Raw genomic sequence first — 18,228 nt, 5'->3', positions numbered from 1 at the left:
TAGAAATGGCGAATCCAAAATATAAAGAGGCATTACTGCGCTATGAAAAACACCTTACAGAGATCTCAAGTCAGGAAATGGTGTTGAATATGGGACCTCAGCACCCTTCGACACATGGTGTGCTTCGGTTACAACTGATTACAGACGGAGAGATCGTGAAAGAGGTTGTTCCACATTTGGGTTATCTGCATCGTTGTTTCGATAAGCATGCTGAATCGTTGAATTATGCAAAAACAATTCCTTTTACTGATCGCTTGGACTATTTGGCTTCGATGAACAATAGCCATGCTTTCGTTATGGGGGTTGAACGTATGCTTGGCCTTGACAGCAAAATACCTAAAAGAATAGAGTACATTCGGGTTTTGGTCTGTGAACTCAACCGAATAGCATCCCACCTGATTGCTATTGGAACATATGGTATTGATATCGGTGCCACAACGCCATTTTTGTGGTGTTTTCGGGATCGTGAACATATCATGAATATGTTGGAATGGGTCTCAGGTTCCAGGATGCTGTACAACTATATCTGGGTAGGCGGCTTATTTTATGATTTGCCCGTTGGCTTTGAAGAGCGCTGTACAGAATTTATCACGTATTTCAAACCTAAATTGGTCGAATTGGATGAGATATTGACACAGAACCAAATATTTATTTCCCGTACAGCTACAATAGGTGTCCTTCCTGCTGATGTTGCCATAAATTATGGCGTATCGGGACCTATGCTGCGTGCATCGGGAATAAAATGGGATTTGAGGCGCGTAGATGGTTATTCTGTTTACCCGGAAATTGATTTTGAGATACCTGTGGGAAAAGGTGAAATGGGGAAAATCGGTGATTGCTGGGATCGTTATAAAGTTAGGGTAGACGAGGTCAAGGAATCGGTTCGCATTGTTGAGCAATGTCTTGAACGATTAAAGAAAGACTTTAAACGTACGGCCGAATTTGATCCGCGCGCTTTGGTTCCGAAGAAAGTGAATCTGAAAGCTCAGGACTACTATGTCCGTGCTGAAAATCCGAAAGGAGAATTAGGGTTTTATTTTGTCACAAAAGATAAATCAGATATCCCGTTGCGGGTCAAGTCAAGAGGCCCAAGCTTTAATAACCTTTCGGTGATTTCAGAACTTGGAAAAGGGGTGCTGATTGCTGATCTAATTGCGATCCTTGGATCGATTGATATCGTTTTGGGGGAGGTGGACCGTTAGATTGCGGTAGTATGCGTGTTTTATAAACGATTTAGCAAAATAAAATAGGGATTGTATTGAAAATGTTGCATGAAAACGCAAATAAATTTGTAAATGAAAGCAATTTTCAGCATATTTGCAGTCTCATAATTTAAGTTTATAATTGGTTAATGAAAGCTCGTTACTCCCAAAGTAACGGGCTTCTCTTTTTTATGGCATGCATTCTATTGATGCTGTGTATTTATGATGCCGGTGCGTTGGTTTGAGCTTGAAGGGTTTACTGTCTTTTCGCGCGAGTATTGTTGATTATCTTGTAGATTTCATCGAATTCCTGTACTAGAATTTAACGTAAATGATTACCTTTACTGGTCTTAAATATATAAAAGTGACGGATAGTTTAGTTATCATTCCAACATACAATGAAAAGGAAAATATTGAAAAAATCATTCGCAAAGTTTTTTCCTTATCACACGCATTTGATATTTTAATTGTCGACGACGGTTCGCCCGATGGGACGGCTACAATCATCAAGAATTTACAGGTTAATGAATTTACTGGCCGTTTGTTTATCGAAGAGCGAACCGGAAAGCTGGGTTTGGGAACAGCGTATATCCATGGATTTAAATGGGCGCTATCGCGCGAACATTACCAGTATATTTTCGAAATGGATGCGGATTTCAGCCACAATCCAGAGGATCTGCTCCGCTTACGGCAGGCTTGTTTGGATGGTGCTGATATGAGCATAGGTTCGCGTTATATCAAAGGTGTGAATGTTGTCAATTGGCCGATGAGCCGTGTGTTGATGTCCTATTTTGCTTCGGTATATGTTCGTTTTATAACCGGAATAAATATCCAGGATGCTACCGCGGGATTTGTCTGTTTCACTAGGGAAGTCCTCCGGACGATCCCTCTCGAAAAGATTAAGTTTGTAGGCTATGCTTTTCAGATTGAAATGAAATTCACAGCCGTAAAATATGGCTTTAATGTGGTTGAAGTACCCATTATATTCACAGACCGAACCGAAGGCACATCAAAGATGAGCACAAGTATCTTTAAGGAAGCATTTTTTGGCGTTATCCAATTGAAATTAGGAAGTATCGGAAAGCGCTACAAGAGAAATTAAAAATAGCCCACAATGAACGAGAATTTAGATCCAAATCCAGAACGTCTGAGCAACACAGATCGTGATATTGAACGGGCTTTGCGACCTCAGGCTTTTGAAGATTTCACAGGTCAGGCTAAAATATTAGAAAACCTCAATATTTTTGTGAAGGCAGCCAGGCTGAGAGGCGAGGCGCTGGATCACGTTTTGCTACATGGCCCCCCAGGCTTAGGAAAGACTACCTTATCCCATATCATTGCTAATGAGATGGGGGTTGGCATTAAAATTACTTCGGGACCTGTATTGGATAAACCGGGTGATCTTGCAGGATTATTGACAAATCTCGAAGAAGGGGATGTCTTGTTTATCGATGAGATCCACCGTCTAAGCCCTTTAGTAGAAGAATATCTCTATTCGGCAATGGAAGATTTTAAAATCGACATTATGCTGGAAACAGGGCCGAATGCACGGTCTGTGCAGATCTCCCTGAATCCGTTTACCTTGATAGGGGCAACAACACGCTCGGGGCTTTTGACTGCTCCTTTGCGTGCGCGCTTTGGAATTAATTCACGCCTACAATATTATGATGCAAAACTCCTGACAACTATCGTGTTACGCTCGGCACATATCTTAAACACACCGATTTCTGATGAAGGTGCCTATGAGATTGCACGAAGGAGCAGAGGTACACCCCGGATAGCCAATGCTTTACTGCGCCGTACACGGGATTTTGCACAGATAAAGGGTAACGGAAGCATCGATAAAGAAATAGCGAAATATGCTTTGCACGCGCTTAATGTGGATGAAAATGGTTTAGACGAGATGGACAACAAAATCTTAACGACCATTATAGACAAATTTAAAGGTGGACCTGTCGGTTTAAAAACTGTAGCCACAGCAGTTGGGGAGGATGAAGGTACGATTGAGGAAGTCTACGAACCCTTTCTGATTCAAGAAGGATACATTATGCGGACCTCGCGGGGTCGCGAATGTACCGAGGCTGCGTATAAGCATTTGGGCCGTGTCAATCACTCGAAAGGAAATACATTGTTTTAATCGCGAATGGAAACGATACTTTAACTTTTCTGCTGAATAATTTTATTGGTCCGGCTCATTAAGGCTGGACTCGGTTTTGTTCGTTGAAAATAGCTTATCTGAGCCTGTAACTCCTCATGTATCCAAGGGTACTTTTTTCGTAGGTTATTTAAGATGTCCAGGCAGTTGACCAATACGGCGACGGGACATGACGGTTCGATCATCCATTGGAAGGAGTGCTCGATAATTTCTTCTTCTATCTCATTTTGAAGTGTATATTCTTTATTTTTTTTAGACGTTAAAAATAATAGAATTTTGGTATAGCTTCTAAGACAACTCCAGTTTTTTTGTTTTTTTAAATTGTTCAAGAATTGCGGGAGAACAGATCTTAGTAATGCTGTATTCTTTAAAACGATGGTTTCAAATACCCAGGCGGCGCGAAAGGCAACCTTTTTATCCTTCTCTAAGGAGATGTTCAACAGCTCGGCCAGGGTTATCCCTTGAAGGATATCCAAAGAAAAATCCGTTACCTCGAAAGATCTCAAGGTAACGGATAAAAATACTAATTTTTCATCGTAGGTCATGCAACCGTTATTTTTGTGGTTTTTCTCGATTCATTTCAGTCATGTCAACTTCGTTCATCTTGGAATCACCCAACAGATATTGGCTGAAGTAATCGCCCATTTTCCAGAAGAAATACTCCGTCATATCGCCAAAACCATGTCTTTGTCCTGGTAATAGCAAGAAATCAAATCTTTTGTTTGCCTTTATCAATGCGTCCACCATTCGAATGGAATTTGCCGGGTGTACATTGTTGTCAATATCTCCGGTAGCGATAAGCAGTCTGCCTTTTAGGTTTTTTGCAAGCTCTGTATTTTTATTGATTTGGTAGGAGAATGTTGTATCACCTTTAGCAGATACTTTTTCTGTCACCCCATGATGACGCTCACTCCACCAGCGGTTGTAAATCTGATTTTCATGGTTTCCGGCGCCAGACACCGCAACTTTAAAGAAGTCAGGGTAAACAAGCATCGCTGCTGTAGACATAAAACCACCGCCGGAGTGACCAGTTATGCCAACGCGGTTAATGTCGATGTATTTATAACGATCTGCGAGCTGTTCTGCCGCTACTTTTTTATCTTCCAAACCATAGTCACGCAGATTGCCATATCCATAGGTATGATACCATTGCGAACGTGAAGGGTGTCCGCCACGGTTACCAACTGTGATGACGATAAAACCAAACTGCGCTAGCCTGTCAATTCTGTCCATGCTTCTTCCAAAGGATTTATTGACAGCTTCGGTTTGAGGCCCAGGGTATACATATTCCACAATGGGATAAGTTCTAGTACTGTCAAAGTCAAATGGTTTGTACATGACCCCATAGAGATCCGTGGTGCCATCCCCAGCTTTCACTTTAAAAGGTTCTGGAAATTTGTAACCTGCAGCAAATAGTAAGGATAGGTCAGCTTTTTCCAGTGTCATTATTTTCTGTCCATTGCTATTGTATAAGACGGATTCAGGAGTCGTGTTTACTCTGGAGGAATTATTGACAAAATATCGGGAAGATTCGCTCATTTCCACTTGGTGGTCAAAGTTTCCTGGATTTAATAATTTAATTCCGGTGCCATTTGTATTTATACTGTACTGGTGTAGATAATAGGGGTCTTCGTTTTTCTCACGTCCCGATGCTGTAAAGTATAATGTTCCGGAAGCAGGGTCTAAACCGGTAATTTCCTCCGTATGAAAAGCGCCTTTTGTAATTTGATTAATCAATTTTCCATTTGTGTCGTAGAGGTAGTAGTGGCCCCAGCCATCTCTTTCCGACCAATGAACTAATTGCTTTTTGTTTTCGATCAAGAATGGTTTCTGAACATCCAAATATACATTGGAACGCTCCTGGATAATATTGTTTACCGTACCATTTATATTGACCTTTAGGAGATCAATTCGTTTCAGGTCACGGCTAGAGCGCGAAATGTAAAACTCTTCGTTATTGCCCAGCCAGTAGTTGATAAAATAATCCTCTTTATAAGAATTTTTATCCGGGGTTTTTGTCCAGGTAGATACGGTCTGATTTTTAAACGCAGCTATATTGATGCGGCGTGGAGTTTTTGCTGCTGCGTCGAAGATAAATAGTTCAGTTTCTGTTGAATCGACTTCGCCAGGCATTTGGTATTTATAAGTTTCAAGTGTCGGCCGGGATGAGCCAACATTATTGATTACCCATAAGGGCTTTAGGGGACGGTTGTCCTTTCTGGTTAAGGTAAAATAACGTCCATCCGGAGACCAGCTGATCCATATCCGCTTGCGTTTAGTATCGTTGTCTTTATCTTTTTCCTCACCCGTAGTTGTGCTATATTCATCACCGCCCCAAGCATAATATTGTACACCATCTTTTGTTATCTGGTGTTCAACAATGGTGCTGTCTTTTTCATTCTTTACCGCTTTAAGATAGTTGGATTTGTCCATCCAATACAAGTTGTAATCTTTTGCAAAATAGACTGTATTGGTGTCAGGGGAGAATGTGGCCCAACCCAATGGCGGTTTTACCTTTGTCGAGTCGCTGATTTCTACCACAGACTGTGCTGCTAAGTCATATTCCAGATAAAATAGTTTCTTTTTGGTGGTATCGGACTTATTCTTGAGCTTTTGTATTTCATCTTTGGATTTCACCGTATCTTTGGTACTCTGCACTTGGAACCTCAATTTTTTCTCATCTTTGGTAAATCGAAGGCCCTGTAATTCCAAATGTTGGGCATCGACAGGATTTTTAACGATTTTAGTAATTTGAGCGGCGAGGTTGTCATTATTGAAAAGAAGATCTTTCTTTTTCAGCGCAGGGTTTACAATGTACCAGTTTCTTCCCTGCGGACTTGCGTAATCATACCAAAAGCGATCGGAAAAATTGATCCAATTTGGTTTGATGCTCGTCGAAAAAATCATTTTCTTTAATTTTTCAGGGGAGAATTTTGCAGCCAACTGATAATTGGACTTGATAGGCGCTTCCTTTGCCTGTTGTGCAGTGCTCACATAGGGCAATAAGCTCGCCGCTAAGATAAAGTAGTACTTATGCATTAATAATATAGATAATTGTATAATAATGGTTCTGAACGTAAAAATATCTATTATTAGCTTCTTTTGCGAATGATTCGTGTAATAATCCTATGATGGATAGAAGTTTTCATTGAAATTAACCAGGAAAAGTTCCTTTGTTGCCCGGGTAACCCCGGTGTACAACCATCTTAAAAATTCAAGATCCAACATATCATCGTTTATATAGCCTTGGTCGACAAATACGATTGGCCATTGGCCGCCCTGTGCTTTATGGCAGGTAATTGCAAATGCAAATTTAATCTGAAGCGCATTATAATAGGGATCTTTTTTGATTGCTTCGAGCCTGTCCTTCTTGTCCATGATATCGGCATAGTCCAAAGCAATCTCTTCGTATAGTGTTTTTTGGGTTTCGTAAGGCAGATTGGGGCTGTCTGTATAAAGGCTGTCTAAGATAACGCGGCAAGTGATGGGTTCTATTTCGTCGATGTCTACAAATTCAAGTGTCACATCTGCAAATCGAAATCCATGCTGATCGTGGATGTTACTTACTTTTCGTACTTTGGCCATATCGCCGTTTGCAATAAATCCATCGCCCATGTTGTTTTCCTGTAGCCAGAAGTAGTTGTTCTTTACAACCATAATATAATCTCCGCCCGTCAGTTCCTCGTCCCGGAACAAAATCCGGTTCCTTATATTCTGATTGTATAAATTTGCCGATCGATTTGAACGGCAGATAATCATTGTATTTTCGAGTCCATATTTATCATATGCATAGTTTATTCCCTCTATTAACCGTTCACCTGTCATTCTGTAAAGGTCTTTAAATCCTTTTGTTATGAATTTTGGGAAGGGAAAATCATCTTGACCTTCCTCTGCCGAGGTTATCTCCTCACGTATTTTAGTTGCATTATACAGTATGCCAGAGTCTTTGGACTGACGGACAACCGTGGTCAGCTCAAAAGGATAAACGCAAAGATGAAATTCACTTTCGAGATAGCTCGGATTTAAGGCAGGACTATCCAAGAGTCCTACAGGAGGTAGTTGAGCCGTATCTCCAACAAATAATAAGGTACAGTTCTTCCCCGATTGTACATAACGGATCAAATCGTCCAATAGGCTTGCCGAAAATGCATTCACAGGCGCGTTGGATATCATTGAAGCTTCATCGATGATAAATAAAGTGTCTTCGTGCAGGTTCTCCGCCAAGGTAAAATCCAGTTGAAATGATACGGCAGATTTCTTTCGGTATATTTTCTTGTGTATTGTCAGTGCTTTGCGACCAGAATAATAGGTGATCACTTTTGCCGCCCTGCCCGTTGGCGCCAGTAGAACAGCTTTTTTTCGCAAAGCCGGCAGCACTTTAACCAGCGCCGAAATTAACGTTGTCTTTCCCGTACCGGCGTATCCTCTAAGTACAAAACAGGATTGCTTGTCAAAAGCGAGTAGGAATTCTTGCAGTAATTCGAAAGCCTCCAACTGCTGTTCGGTGGCTTGCCATGGGAATTGCTGTATTAACAGATTTTTGATGAACACCCTCAAAGTTATTTAAAAGGTTTGTCTTATCCTCTAGAAAAAGCTATTTTTGCTCTAAGAAGTTTTAATTTTTACAATTCAGCGAATGAATTATATTTCAAAACAATTTAATATTCATTATTTACCGGAGTACAATCTTTTGGTCAAGGCTGGCTTTCAGAAGGATGTCTTGGCGGTGGTCGATAAAAAGTCGATCGCACCGATTTTGATCGAGTATCCGTCAGAGGAGCCGATTTTGGATGCTACGCGGATTATGAGCCTTCCGTTTCGATTTGTTCGGGTTGTGATACCACATCAAACTTTTACGTTTATTCCAAAAGAATTTTTTCTACACGAAAATATCAGCGATTACTTACCGTTTTTAGGGACTACAGATCTTGAAAATACATTTAGCTATTCTTTAGATAATCTTAATTTAGTTGCTGTATATCAGTTTGATGGTCTTTTGTTAAATAGATGGAAAAGGTTGTTTCCCGATGCAGTTATACTTCCCGAATTTGCGGTTGTGCTTGACCGTGCGCAGGAGCGTGTATCCATTAGAGGCAGTGTGCTCGGGCTTCATTTCGTAGCTGAAAATACAGTTGATTTTTATCTGTTTAAAAACGGAGTGTTCCAGCTTTACAATAGTTTTGAAATCCATAATTTAGATGATATCAGCTACTATGTGCTTAATATTTTAACACAATTTAATCTAGGGAGCTCCATCAATAAGGTGCTTCTTTCCGGGGAGATTCCCAATGAATCTTATTATAAACGTATCTCTGCTTATGCGGGAGAAATCGAGATATTGGATTTGAAGACAAAAGTCGTATTGGCGGATAGCGAAATCGAGTCAAATTTGGCACCGTATAATGTATTGTTTGATTCTATACTATGCGAATAATAGGAGGGCGTTTAGGTGGTTTAAGGCTGAATCCACCCACTAATTTACCTGTGAGACCAACCACGGATATCGCCAAGGAAGCGTTGTTTAATATTTTACAGAACCGACTGGAGTTTGATCACTTAAAGTGTCTGGATCTTTTTGCTGGAACAGGCAATATTAGTTTCGAGCTCGCATCGCGGGACGTCGAATCCATAGATGCAATAGATCTTCATTTCAAATGTGTACAATATATCAATGATACCGCCAGAAAGATGAAACTGGAGCAAATTAAAGCGAGGAAAGCCGATGTATTTAAATTCATTGCCAGTTGTAAAAATACGTATGATTTTATTTTTGCAGATCCGCCTTATGATATTCCTAAATTGCCACAATTACCAAAATTAATTTTCGAACAAGAATTGCTGCATGATCAAGGGCTCCTCGTTGTTGAGCATCCGTCAACAAGACAGATGGAAGATCATCCAAATTTTATAGAAACTAGAAAATACGGGTATTCATCATTTTCCTTTTACGCTAAGACTATTTGATATGAAAATTGCTGTTTTTCCGGGCTCTTTTGATCCCTTTACGTTAGCTCATCAAGATCTTGTTGAAAGAGCAATGCCGCTATTTGATAAAATTATTATTGCAGTTGGCTATAACGCCAATAAAAAAGGAATGTTAGACCACGATGAGCGGGTAGATTCAATTAGCCGTGTTTTTAAGGATGTTAATAGTGTTGAGGTGCATAAATATAAAGGCCTTACAGTAGATTTCTGTAAGCAGGTTAAAGCGCGTTTTATATTGCGTGGGCTCCGAAATACCAATGATTTTGAATTTGAAAACGCTGTTGCTCAAAATAATCTGCTGCTCAACAATGATGTTGAAAGCTATTTTTTAATGAGTAGATCTGGAAAAGCTCATATTTCTTCTTCCATTGTAAGAGACGTGTGGTTTAATGGGGGAGATATCAGTGCAATGGTGCCTGTTTCCATTTTATCCTTGCTGAATGAAAAAATAAGATAAGTTGCCTCGGGCTGGGAAAAAGTTGTTGAAAAACAGGTGTTTATATTCGTTTTCTAAATCATCTGTTTTCTTTATTTTAGAACAGCTCACTTTCTTCTATACGGTATGGCCAAATATTATTTGGCAATGTGATTGGTGTATTTTTAACATTCTTATTTTCAATAAATTAAATTGTTTTTTTGTGCTTTTTGGTCTAGTAATCGCTTGCTTTGTTTAGGAGGTAATACTCTTCAGGTGTCAGCTTGATTTCTACAGCTCTGCTAAGTTCTTCGAGCTGCTGGATACTAGTTGCACTCACTATAGGCGCTGTAACTGAAGGCCTGTGTAAATTCCAGGCTAATGCAATAGCTGACATGCTAGCTTGTTGTGTATGTGCTATCTCAGCCAACACATCTAAAATGCGCAGGCCGCGGGTGTTAAACTTGTCTTTTAGTGCGTCATAACGCTTGACACCTTTGATGTCATCAATAGAGCGGTATTTACCCGACAGGAAACCACTCGCAAGTGAATAATAGCTGATGACGCCAAGATGATTATCGAGGGCCAATTGTTCATACTGCTCTTCGTATTTCATCCGGTCGTAAAGGTTATATTCGGGCTGAATAGCGATATAATACGGTAAATTGTGGTCTTCGGCTATACGAAGGGATTCTGAAATCCGTTCTGGACTTAGGTTGGAAGCACCGATCCATTTTATTTTTCCATTCTGTATCAGGTGATGATAAGCATCCAGTGTTTCATCGATTCCAGTTGTCAGATCATCGTGATGAGATTGATAAAGATCGATTGTGTCTACATTCAATCGCAGGAGTGAATCTTCCACAGATTTAATAATATACTCTTTTTTAAGATTAGGTTTACTATTGTCTATTCGACGTCCGCCGACTTTTGTTGCAATCTGAATTTTATCGCGAATATCTCTTTTGCTGATCCATTTGCCAATGATTGTTTCTGATTCTGACCCACTGTGTCCCGGCACCCAATGCGAATAGTTGTTGGATGTATCAATAAGACTGAATCCCATATCGATAAAAGCATCTAACAGGGCGAAAGACTGTTTCTCATCGACGGTCCAGCCAAATACATTTCCACCGAAGACCAGCGGTTTGAATTCAATTTCACTGTTTCCGAGTTTTACTTTTTCCATGATCATTTGATTGTTTCCTGATTAAAATTACGTAAAAAAGGCCGTTTTCAATCCATTGATAGAGCAATGAAAAGTTTTTTTTAAATTTTCTCATTCATTTTCAGTGAGTTTTAAAAATGATCAGTATAGTGATTTGGAATAATAAAAACTTTACTTACTTTTGCATCATCCCAAACGGATATGCCCGGATGGCGGAATTGGTAGACGCGCTGGTCTCAAACACCAGTGGGAAACCGTGCCGGTTCGACTCCGGCTCCGGGTACTAAAGCTTCTCAATCGAGAAGCTTTTTTTATTTACTGGGGGCTTTTTATAGTTAGATTAAGGCACTCTTAAGAGGTTACGTATTCATTTCCAATTTCACTTCCAGAATTAATGGACTCATTCTTTTGGTTTTCGGCTTTTTCCATTAAAATTAAAATGTAGTAGAAATAAAAAACACCACAATACGGTGTATTATGGTGTTACATGAATATGTGGTTTGATTAGTTTTTTGCTAAGACCATTTCTGGTTCTTCTTTTCCACCATGACAGGTTTTACAGGAAATAGCTTTGGCGGGTGAGCTATCCCAGCTACGATTAAAATACTTTTTGTTTATCTTTTGGGTCATCTTAATCATCGCTCGTCCAATTTCTTTTTTGTGGTTATCATCACTCGCAAAATCCATTTTTTTGGGATCTTCCTTCGACGGTGCATGACAGAAACCACATTTTACGCCCAAGGCGACATTAAATTCCTTCATAGTGGAAATCAATTCGTCGTGGGAGATATTTTTGGGAAGAACTTTGAGATTGGTCGGTTTTGGTTCTTCTTTCGGCTTTTCCTGTTGGAAGCCAAATGCACTCAAAGCAAGGGCGATAGTAAAGACAGATACAATTGCACCAAGTTTATTTATTGTTTTCATTTCTCTTTTCCTTTATAGCTTAGCTAAATATAGGGAGAAAGCGATAATTTTCAAACAGAAAATGAAGTTAATATGACAATTTAGATTGATTATTATTTACGTACTGCATCCGTAACATTCCAGCTCTGACTATTGGATTGGTAGTTAATCGCTAATAATTTTCCGGTAATTGTTACTATTTTTAATTCTGTTGTATCGGTGGAGGTCCAAGTACTATCATTGGTTTTATCAAATCGAACGCCTGTGATATTTGGGATGCCTGTGAAAAACTCAATTTTATAGGTATCGGTACCATCACGCAGCACGCGTATCAGGCGATTATCCCGGTCCACTTCAATGGAATTCCCTTGGTATTTAACACGACCGATAAAGCTGCCCGAAGCGTCCGCAGCACCGCCAGTATTTTCATTTTTTTTACACGCGACAAATAAGATAACGAATAAAACGGACAAGACCAAAGACTTAAACAACTTCATGTGTGTATTTTTTTGTGCTAAAATAAGCTTTTTTGCCCAAAATCTCAATTGATTAAGCCAGAAATGATGTTAATGGTCAATGCAACGACAAACGTATTTAAGGCAAAGGAGAGGAGGCCATGAAATAATGCTACTCTTCTTATTTTTTTTGACGATATTTCCACATCAGATACTTGAAAGGTACAGCCCATCACAAATGAAAAATAAGCAAAATCTAAATAATCTGGATGGTCATCTCCTGGAAACTCCAGTCCAGCTCCATTTGCGTGATGTTCGTAGTATAATCGCGCATAATGAAAGGTGTATATGGTGTGAACCAATATCCATGAAGCCAACATGGCCAGCATACAAATAATAATAATATAGGCATCATTGAGCTGTTTATCCTTACTTGATATAATAATCATTAATACGGAAATAAAACAGCCAATGGTTACCAAAATGATCAAAAGGGACACAAAGAGACGGCTACCATCTTCTTGCTGCGCTTTGTGCGCAATGGTAGAAATAGGTGTGGTGTAGAATGTATACCAAGATATAGAAACGTAGGAAAGACAAAAACCAAACCAGCACAACATCAAATTGAGCAGGGGGATGGTTTTAACGGGAGAGATGAAGTAGATCAATAAAAAAATACAGACCGAAATCATTGCCCTATGAATGGATTGCATTCGATGTAGGTAATAGTTTATTTTTTCCATTGCACGTTGTATTAACAATCAAACTGTTCTTCTGCATCAAAAATCAATGGATTGCCATGATTGGAAAGCAGCAGTAATAGCGCCTCTTCCTCATAATTCCTTGGATTGGAAAAAATAAAATCCAGCGCGCCATCCCGGTCAATATCTCCAACAAATAATGTCCTCATAAATACATGGTCATATTGATCTACCTGAAAAATTGTCTTTTCTTTATCTCCGTTAGTTGGGCTATAGTTGAGTTTATAATTGGCAACCTCATGAAATACTTTCTCGTGACCGTTTTCGTCGGTTTGCACTTCAGTCGATCTAATATCACCCACTGCTTTGAGGTTAACTTTTTGGTTTTTAAAAGTATACTGTACAGATTCTTTTGGCCAGATTTCGGCCTGATTTATTTTGACATGTTCAATAAGACCAGGCTTAAGTCCGCTTAACTTCAAGAATAACAATGAATTTCTGCGTGATTCGACACTCTTAGACGGTACCTGAGCACACTCGTCAAAACCATCTTTAATCACATAGTCCGCCTTTGCCAAGTAATATTGTCCACTTTCTTCGTAAAGATCATACCATTCTTTATTTAAGATAACCGTTGGATCTTCCTTTTCCCAGATACGGTAACTACGAACAAGGAAAATCTGACCTTTAGCAGGGTCTGCTTTTTGGTAAATAGAAGATGTTGTGTCATCCACAGTCGATACCGCTAAACTGTCTGATACTATTTTTTTATCAGGTCGATCTTGCTGTTGTTTTGTTGTCTGGTTTGAACATGCCTGCAGGGAGAGCAAACCCAATATCAGGCTGAAGGAAAAAAAAATATTCATATACGGTGAATTTTGCTTAAATATATAAAATTCACCGTATATAAAGTAGTTTGGATTCTTAAGCAAGTATTTCTTTCAACAATGATAATGAATGGAGACACTTTTCATCATCAAAGATATAGGAAGTCGCCATGATCTCGTCCACTTTGTGATCGTTAACGAATTTTTCTATTTCCGGAAGGATTTTAGGGCCATCCCCAATAAATGCACAGGAAGCCATACTTTGCACAGCTTGCTCTATCGCGGGAATGCCTTTGTAGATAACTTCTTGAGTAGGTTCTGAAAGTGGTCTTCTGGTATTTGTCACAATACCAGCGAATAGATTATAGAAGCTTGTTGCTAAGAAATTGGCTTCTTCCGTACTATCGGCGGCGATAACATTGACACAGGAAATGAAATATGGTTTCTCCAATGCATTGGAAGGAACAAAATTTCGATGATAGATCATGCTTGCTGAGGCAAACTGTGCCGGAGCAAAATGCGTTGCAAAAGCATAGGGAAGACCTAAGCTAGCAGCTAAATAGGCACTATCAGTACTTGACCCGAGGATATAGAGTGGGATGTCCAATCCTTCTCCTGGAAATGCACGTACTTTTGCGTCGTAGTTGTCTCCACTGAAGTAGCGCTGTAAGTCTTTTACCTCTTGCGGAAACTGAAAGGCTGTATTCAAGTTGTTTCTGCGCAAAGCCATTGCGGTCAATTGATCAGTGCCCGGTGCACGTCCCAAACCGAGGTCAATACGCCCGGGGAACAAGGTTTCTAATGTTCCAAATTGCTCTGCAATAACTAAAGGAGCGTGATTTGGTAACATAATCCCACCAGAACCCACGCGAATAGAACTGGTATTTGATGCGATATGTTGTATGAGGAGTGAGGTTGCTGAACTGGCAATATATTCCATATTATGATGTTCGGCAACCCATATCCTTTCAAAATCTAATTTTTCTACATGTTGGGCTATTTTTACGGTGCGAGCCAACGCGCTTGCTGTATTCTCTCCTTTTTTGATCGGAGCCAAGTCCAATGCTGATAACGCTATTTTATCCATGCATTAAAATTACGGAGAAGTTATTCGACAATTGTAATGAAAATGTCTATTCTAAAATACGTTGTGTATGTATGACACTAAATTGATCATTCACGGTTGTCGTGAAAAATGTGAACGAGTCACCAGCGTCTTTGATTTTAAATTTCTTTTTGATCTCTTCGGTCTTCAAGGGAAAATTTTTGGCGATGATATCGGAATTCAATGCTCTTTTATTTTTCTTAAAATCTGCAAATGATTCCACCTGTTTGATGATGAATGTTTTACCGGGAAAATTTTCGATCTTTTGATCGGAGGTGTAGAGATGGGTGTTTTTATGGAGTTTTTTTACCTTGAATACTTCGGCAATAGTCTTAAATGCTCCGGCTTTGGAAAGAGCTACATCCGGTTCGTATAAATAGGATAGCGGCCTACTGTAGTCATTTGAAATTGCACGTTCATTTTCGTAAGTGAAAGATATAATCTGCTGTTGTTCTTGATATAACCTGACCGCGTGGATGCAAGGTTCAGCTTCGTATCCTTTCTCCTGCACGAAGATAAGTTCTTTGCAGTCATTTTGCAAAGAGACGACATAAACGTCCTTAACATGTTGCAGCATGTGTATTGCTGCAGAAATATCCAATAGTGGAGCTAGCTTACTTATTATTTTGTTGGCATGTTTGAAAAATTCATCCTGCAAGGCAACCAAATTAGGCTCACATTCATCAAGTAGAAACACTTTTTTGTTTTGAACCCTTCTAGAAGGATCCAAATAGATATAATCAAATCTTCTGTTTGGATCGTTTAGTATATATTCAACTCCATTTACCGCAATGATCTGAAGATTTTCTGCTTTCAGTATCTTTGCATTATGTTGGGTGATCGCTGCGAGTTCGGGATTGAGTTCGCAGGATGTTACTTGCTTTGCCCGTTTAGAGAAGTAAAAGCTATCAACACCGAAGCCACTGGTAGCATCAATTAAATGGCTGTTGTTTTCGATGAGTGAACTTTTAAATAATCCGGTTTTCTCGGAAGAACATTGTTCGAGATTGAGTTTGGTGGGGAAGTAAATCCCTGCTGTTTCGGCCCATAGTGGAATTTTGCCGCTCGCCCGTTGTCTACCATCGAGTTGTGCTGCGAGCTCGGAAGATGATATTCCTTCAAAAGGAGATTTTTTTAAAGCGATTTTAGTCGGAGACTCCAGTTTGTTTCGTTCTAAAAACTGTTGAGCCTCCTCTTGAAGGATTAATGTGTTCATTTATATTTTCTTAACGAGAAGTTGGCAAGTATAGGTATCCTTTAGTTCGCTAATAACTTCTTTATCAACCAAAACGCGATCAATGGTTTCTTGATTATAATAACGGATTGTAATGAGTTCTAGCCCAGATTCATACCTGACTTTGAATTTTTGCTCTAGTTCGTTAATTAAGTCAACTAGATTTTTTCCAGTATCATCGACGGAAACCGTAAAGTTGATCGCCGTATTATGCATCATATTAATTTTAATACGATGTTCATGAAATAGGTTGAAGATGTCTCTCAGATTGTCTTCAACGATAAATGAGAAATCCCTCGGGGAGATGGAAATAAAAATCTGGTTCACCTTAAAGATGAAGGAGGGCACAGGTAAAGTTTGGTTTGTACTCTTTATCATTGTTCCAGGTGAGTCAGGGTCTACAAACGATCGCACATTTAATGCGATCTTTTTATTCTGAAGCGGCTTGATTGTTTTCGGGTGAATAACCGTAGCCCCATAATAGGTAAGCTCGATAGCATCGGTATAAGATAGCTCAGGAATCAACTCGGTTTTCTCAAACCACTTCGGATCCGCATTAAGTACACCTGGAACGTCTTTCCATATAGTTACATTTTCGGCATTTAGACAAGAAGCAAAAATTGCCGCAGAGTAATCGGAACCTTCACGGCCCAAAGTAGTTGTGAAATTTTCAGAGGTAGAACCTAAAAAACCCTGTGTAATCACAATAAACTCGTCTAGGATGGCTGGCAGTTCGGCACGGATTTTTTCTTCTGTTTTGTTCCAGTCTACGACAGCTTCGCGATAGGTGTTGTCCGTAAATATGTAATCTCGTGCATCTAGCCATTTTACCTTTTCACCAATGAACGCAACGTAGGCTGCAACAATCTTGGTGGAGATAAGTTCACCCATCGAAACAATTTGATCGAAAAGATAATCATATGAATCTTGAGGTTCTTCCTCTAAAATCCACTCGATCTCCACAAAGCAGTTGGAAATCTCATCAAATATAGGATGTTCAGCTTCAGGAAATAATTCTTGAAGAATTTGAAAGTGAAATGCTTTCGCCTCTTCGAGTGTGTGAAATTGATTCCCCGTGTTGTTAAAATATTCTTTGGTCAATTTCTCTAGAAGGTTCGTTGTCTTTCCCATGGCGGATATGACGACTAACAAGGCGTCGCCTTTGTATTTAGAAATAATCCGCGCCGAATTTCTGACACTTTCAGCATCTTTTACTGATGCACCCCCAAATTTAAAAACCTGCATTTATTTATTAGTTTAGTTGATTGCTAGTTGATACTATTAATATAGTGTAATCCTTTTTCTGAAATCAGATGTTTAAATGTTGTATAGGGAATACGTAATTCAGTATTTCCTTCAGCATAAGATTTGATTTCGTATACGTTGTAGTAAAAGAGGATGTCGTTTTTTTCAAAAGTGAAGTTATCGGCCAAAGAAAATTTACCGTCTTCAAAAAAGTACTTTCCATTTAGGGAATCATCAGCACTTAATCCTTCTTGCTTACGGAAGTATTGCTCGGCGATTTGAACGAATTTATTTTTGTTCTCTTCCTGAATGATATCATTGATTGTAATTGCACTGTTAGATTGACGATCAAAATTGGAGTACAGCGTGAAATGGTCCCCATGCGCTCCACCAGTATATTCCTCTTGTTTGGTTCTTATACCCAAGAAAACAGGTGTATTGACGATCACATCAATCTGTAGATCCCGACTCCAGGTTGATGTAGATTTGCCATTATTGTCTTCCACATATTCGTTGTATGAATTTATAAAACGATGTGCTGCATCTGCCATGCTTGTGTCGCCTTCAAGATGAACGATACTTGATATGAGGGTATTGATTTTATTTTCTCGGAAAATCGGGTATTTTGCGCGAAAATAAGTTGTGTCCAAGCGATCATCTTCTTTTAGAAAATAATTGCTATGCTCATCGATGATTTTTTGATTATAGGAAAGTGTGTCTGTGGGCTGTTTCGCTATAGCGGCCTTTTTGTGGTCACTGCAAGCGGACAGAACGCAGCTAATAAATAATACTATTAAAAAAAAGTAAAATCGCATTGAATTGATGATTCTCGT

18 protein-coding genes and 1 tRNA gene are annotated in these 18,228 nt (G+C 39.4%); 7 read left to right on the top strand and 12 right to left on the bottom strand.

Going from position 1 to position 18,228, the window contains the following annotated elements; genetic code table 11:
- Nucleotides 1-5: 5 nt before the first annotated feature.
- The 3 genes from AAW12_RS09710 (at nt 6) to ruvB (ending at nt 3,339) form a co-directional block, all read left to right on the top strand.
- Nucleotides 6-1,202: an NADH-quinone oxidoreductase subunit D gene (locus tag AAW12_RS09710; protein ID WP_046673409.1), complete on the top strand. Its 1,197-nt coding sequence runs from the start codon at nt 6-8 to the stop codon at nt 1,200-1,202.
- Nucleotides 1,203-1,566: 364 nt separating this feature from the next.
- A complete protein-coding gene (locus tag AAW12_RS09705; RefSeq protein ID WP_046673463.1) occupies nt 1,567-2,304 on the top strand; it encodes a polyprenol monophosphomannose synthase in 738 nt (245 codons plus the stop codon).
- A 12-nt stretch (nt 2,305-2,316) separates the two neighbouring features.
- The gene (gene ruvB / locus AAW12_RS09700; RefSeq protein WP_046673408.1) at nt 2,317-3,339 is read left to right on the top strand and encodes a Holliday junction branch migration DNA helicase RuvB; all 1,023 of its coding nucleotides are present in this window, start codon (nt 2,317-2,319) and stop codon (nt 3,337-3,339) included.
- 20 nt (nt 3,340-3,359) lie between these two features.
- Here the strand turns inward: ruvB and AAW12_RS25420 are convergent, their stop codons facing one another.
- From AAW12_RS25420 to AAW12_RS09685, 3 genes are all read right to left on the bottom strand, one after another.
- On the bottom strand, nt 3,360-3,902 hold the full coding sequence (locus tag AAW12_RS25420; RefSeq protein WP_053003605.1) for a hypothetical protein: 543 nt from the start codon (nt 3,900-3,902) through the stop codon (nt 3,360-3,362).
- A gap of 7 nt (nt 3,903-3,909) precedes the next feature.
- On the bottom strand, nt 3,910-6,396 hold the full coding sequence (locus AAW12_RS09690) for a S9 family peptidase (RefSeq protein WP_046673407.1): 2,487 nt from the start codon (nt 6,394-6,396) through the stop codon (nt 3,910-3,912).
- Nucleotides 6,397-6,483: 87 nt separating this feature from the next.
- Complete coding sequence (locus tag AAW12_RS09685) at nt 6,484-7,908, bottom strand: ATP-dependent RecD-like DNA helicase (protein WP_046673406.1); 1,425 nt, start codon at nt 7,906-7,908, stop codon at nt 6,484-6,486.
- Between the two features lie 85 nt (nt 7,909-7,993).
- On the opposite strand from AAW12_RS09685, the gene AAW12_RS09680 reads away from it, so the two are divergent.
- From AAW12_RS09680 to coaD, 3 genes are read left to right on the top strand one after another with little or no spacing between them, the layout of a single operon-like run.
- Nucleotides 7,994-8,791, top strand: a complete 798-nt coding sequence (locus tag AAW12_RS09680) for a DUF3822 family protein (protein ID WP_046673405.1) — start codon at nt 7,994-7,996, stop codon at nt 8,789-8,791.
- Entirely contained in the window at nt 8,782-9,321 is a 540-nt protein-coding gene (gene rsmD, locus AAW12_RS09675; RefSeq protein ID WP_046673404.1) for a 16S rRNA (guanine(966)-N(2))-methyltransferase RsmD, read from the top strand. Before AAW12_RS09680 ends, rsmD begins: the two co-directional genes overlap by 10 nt.
- A gap of 1 nt (nt 9,322) precedes the next feature.
- Complete coding sequence (gene coaD, locus AAW12_RS09670; protein ID WP_046673403.1) at nt 9,323-9,799, top strand: pantetheine-phosphate adenylyltransferase; 477 nt, start codon at nt 9,323-9,325, stop codon at nt 9,797-9,799.
- Nucleotides 9,800-9,992: 193 nt separating this feature from the next.
- On the opposite strand, the gene AAW12_RS09665 is transcribed toward coaD, so the two are convergent.
- On the bottom strand, nt 9,993-10,946 hold the full coding sequence (locus tag AAW12_RS09665; protein ID WP_046673461.1) for an aldo/keto reductase: 954 nt from the start codon (nt 10,944-10,946) through the stop codon (nt 9,993-9,995).
- Nucleotides 10,947-11,128: 182 nt separating this feature from the next.
- Between AAW12_RS09665 and AAW12_RS09660 the strand changes: the two genes are divergently transcribed.
- A tRNA-Leu gene (locus tag AAW12_RS09660) sits at nt 11,129-11,208 on the top strand.
- Nucleotides 11,209-11,429: 221 nt separating this feature from the next.
- On the opposite strand, the gene AAW12_RS09655 is transcribed toward AAW12_RS09660, so the two are convergent.
- From AAW12_RS09655 to AAW12_RS09620, 8 genes are all read right to left on the bottom strand, one after another.
- Nucleotides 11,430-11,849 carry a c-type cytochrome gene (locus tag AAW12_RS09655; RefSeq protein WP_053003604.1) on the bottom strand — a complete coding sequence of 140 codons (420 nt, stop codon included), beginning with the start codon at nt 11,847-11,849 and terminating at the stop codon, nt 11,430-11,432.
- A gap of 92 nt (nt 11,850-11,941) precedes the next feature.
- Nucleotides 11,942-12,325, bottom strand: a complete 384-nt coding sequence (locus AAW12_RS09650; protein WP_156167605.1) for a hypothetical protein — start codon at nt 12,323-12,325, stop codon at nt 11,942-11,944.
- A gap of 44 nt (nt 12,326-12,369) precedes the next feature.
- Nucleotides 12,370-13,026: a DUF1345 domain-containing protein gene (locus AAW12_RS09645; RefSeq protein ID WP_046673401.1), complete on the bottom strand. Its 657-nt coding sequence runs from the start codon at nt 13,024-13,026 to the stop codon at nt 12,370-12,372.
- A gap of 11 nt (nt 13,027-13,037) precedes the next feature.
- On the bottom strand, nt 13,038-13,850 hold the full coding sequence (locus AAW12_RS09640; protein WP_046673400.1) for a hypothetical protein: 813 nt from the start codon (nt 13,848-13,850) through the stop codon (nt 13,038-13,040).
- 58 nt (nt 13,851-13,908) lie between these two features.
- On the bottom strand, nt 13,909-14,898 hold the full coding sequence (locus AAW12_RS09635; protein ID WP_046673399.1) for an LLM class flavin-dependent oxidoreductase: 990 nt from the start codon (nt 14,896-14,898) through the stop codon (nt 13,909-13,911).
- A gap of 46 nt (nt 14,899-14,944) precedes the next feature.
- Nucleotides 14,945-16,132: a THUMP-like domain-containing protein gene (locus AAW12_RS09630; RefSeq protein WP_046673398.1), complete on the bottom strand. Its 1,188-nt coding sequence runs from the start codon at nt 16,130-16,132 to the stop codon at nt 14,945-14,947.
- Nucleotides 16,133-17,395, bottom strand: coding sequence for an aspartate kinase (locus AAW12_RS09625; protein ID WP_046673397.1), 1,263 nt, complete (start codon nt 17,393-17,395; stop codon nt 16,133-16,135).
- 23 nt (nt 17,396-17,418) lie between these two features.
- Nucleotides 17,419-18,210, bottom strand: a complete 792-nt coding sequence (locus AAW12_RS09620) for a DUF3298 and DUF4163 domain-containing protein (RefSeq protein WP_046673396.1) — start codon at nt 18,208-18,210, stop codon at nt 17,419-17,421.
- Nucleotides 18,211-18,228: the final 18 nt, after the last annotated feature.

This window comes from Sphingobacterium sp. Ag1 (genome assembly GCF_000988325.1).
GTDB lineage: Bacteria > Bacteroidota > Bacteroidia > Sphingobacteriales > Sphingobacteriaceae > Sphingobacterium.
This window is presented reverse-complemented; position numbering and strand designations above follow the sequence as displayed.

Bases quoted from the DNA above. Each gene is read 5' to 3' on its own strand.
- AAW12_RS09710 (WP_046673409.1), top strand. From the start codon at position 6: ATGGCGAATCCAAAATATAAAGAGGCATTACTGCGCTATGAAAAACAC.
- ruvB (WP_046673408.1), top strand. From the start codon at position 2,317: ATGAACGAGAATTTAGATCCAAATCCAGAACGTCTGAGCAACACAGAT.
- AAW12_RS25420 (WP_053003605.1), bottom strand. From the start codon at position 3,902: ATGACCTACGATGAAAAATTAGTATTTTTATCCGTTACCTTGAGATCT.
- AAW12_RS09690 (WP_046673407.1), bottom strand. From the start codon at position 6,396: ATGCATAAGTACTACTTTATCTTAGCGGCGAGCTTATTGCCCTATGTG.
- AAW12_RS09680 (WP_046673405.1), top strand. From the start codon at position 7,994: ATGAATTATATTTCAAAACAATTTAATATTCATTATTTACCGGAGTAC.
- rsmD (WP_046673404.1), top strand. From the start codon at position 8,782: ATGCGAATAATAGGAGGGCGTTTAGGTGGTTTAAGGCTGAATCCACCC.
- coaD (WP_046673403.1), top strand. From the start codon at position 9,323: ATGAAAATTGCTGTTTTTCCGGGCTCTTTTGATCCCTTTACGTTAGCT.
- AAW12_RS09665 (WP_046673461.1), bottom strand. From the start codon at position 10,946: ATGGAAAAAGTAAAACTCGGAAACAGTGAAATTGAATTCAAACCGCTG.
- AAW12_RS09655 (WP_053003604.1), bottom strand. From the start codon at position 11,849: ATGAAAACAATAAATAAACTTGGTGCAATTGTATCTGTCTTTACTATC.
- AAW12_RS09650 (WP_156167605.1), bottom strand. From the start codon at position 12,325: ATGAAGTTGTTTAAGTCTTTGGTCTTGTCCGTTTTATTCGTTATCTTA.
- AAW12_RS09645 (WP_046673401.1), bottom strand. From the start codon at position 13,026: ATGGAAAAAATAAACTATTACCTACATCGAATGCAATCCATTCATAGG.
- AAW12_RS09640 (WP_046673400.1), bottom strand. From the start codon at position 13,850: ATGAATATTTTTTTTTCCTTCAGCCTGATATTGGGTTTGCTCTCCCTG.
- AAW12_RS09635 (WP_046673399.1), bottom strand. From the start codon at position 14,898: ATGGATAAAATAGCGTTATCAGCATTGGACTTGGCTCCGATCAAAAAA.
- AAW12_RS09630 (WP_046673398.1), bottom strand. From the start codon at position 16,132: ATGAACACATTAATCCTTCAAGAGGAGGCTCAACAGTTTTTAGAACGA.
- AAW12_RS09625 (WP_046673397.1), bottom strand. From the start codon at position 17,395: ATGCAGGTTTTTAAATTTGGGGGTGCATCAGTAAAAGATGCTGAAAGT.
- AAW12_RS09620 (WP_046673396.1), bottom strand. From the start codon at position 18,210: ATGCGATTTTACTTTTTTTTAATAGTATTATTTATTAGCTGCGTTCTG.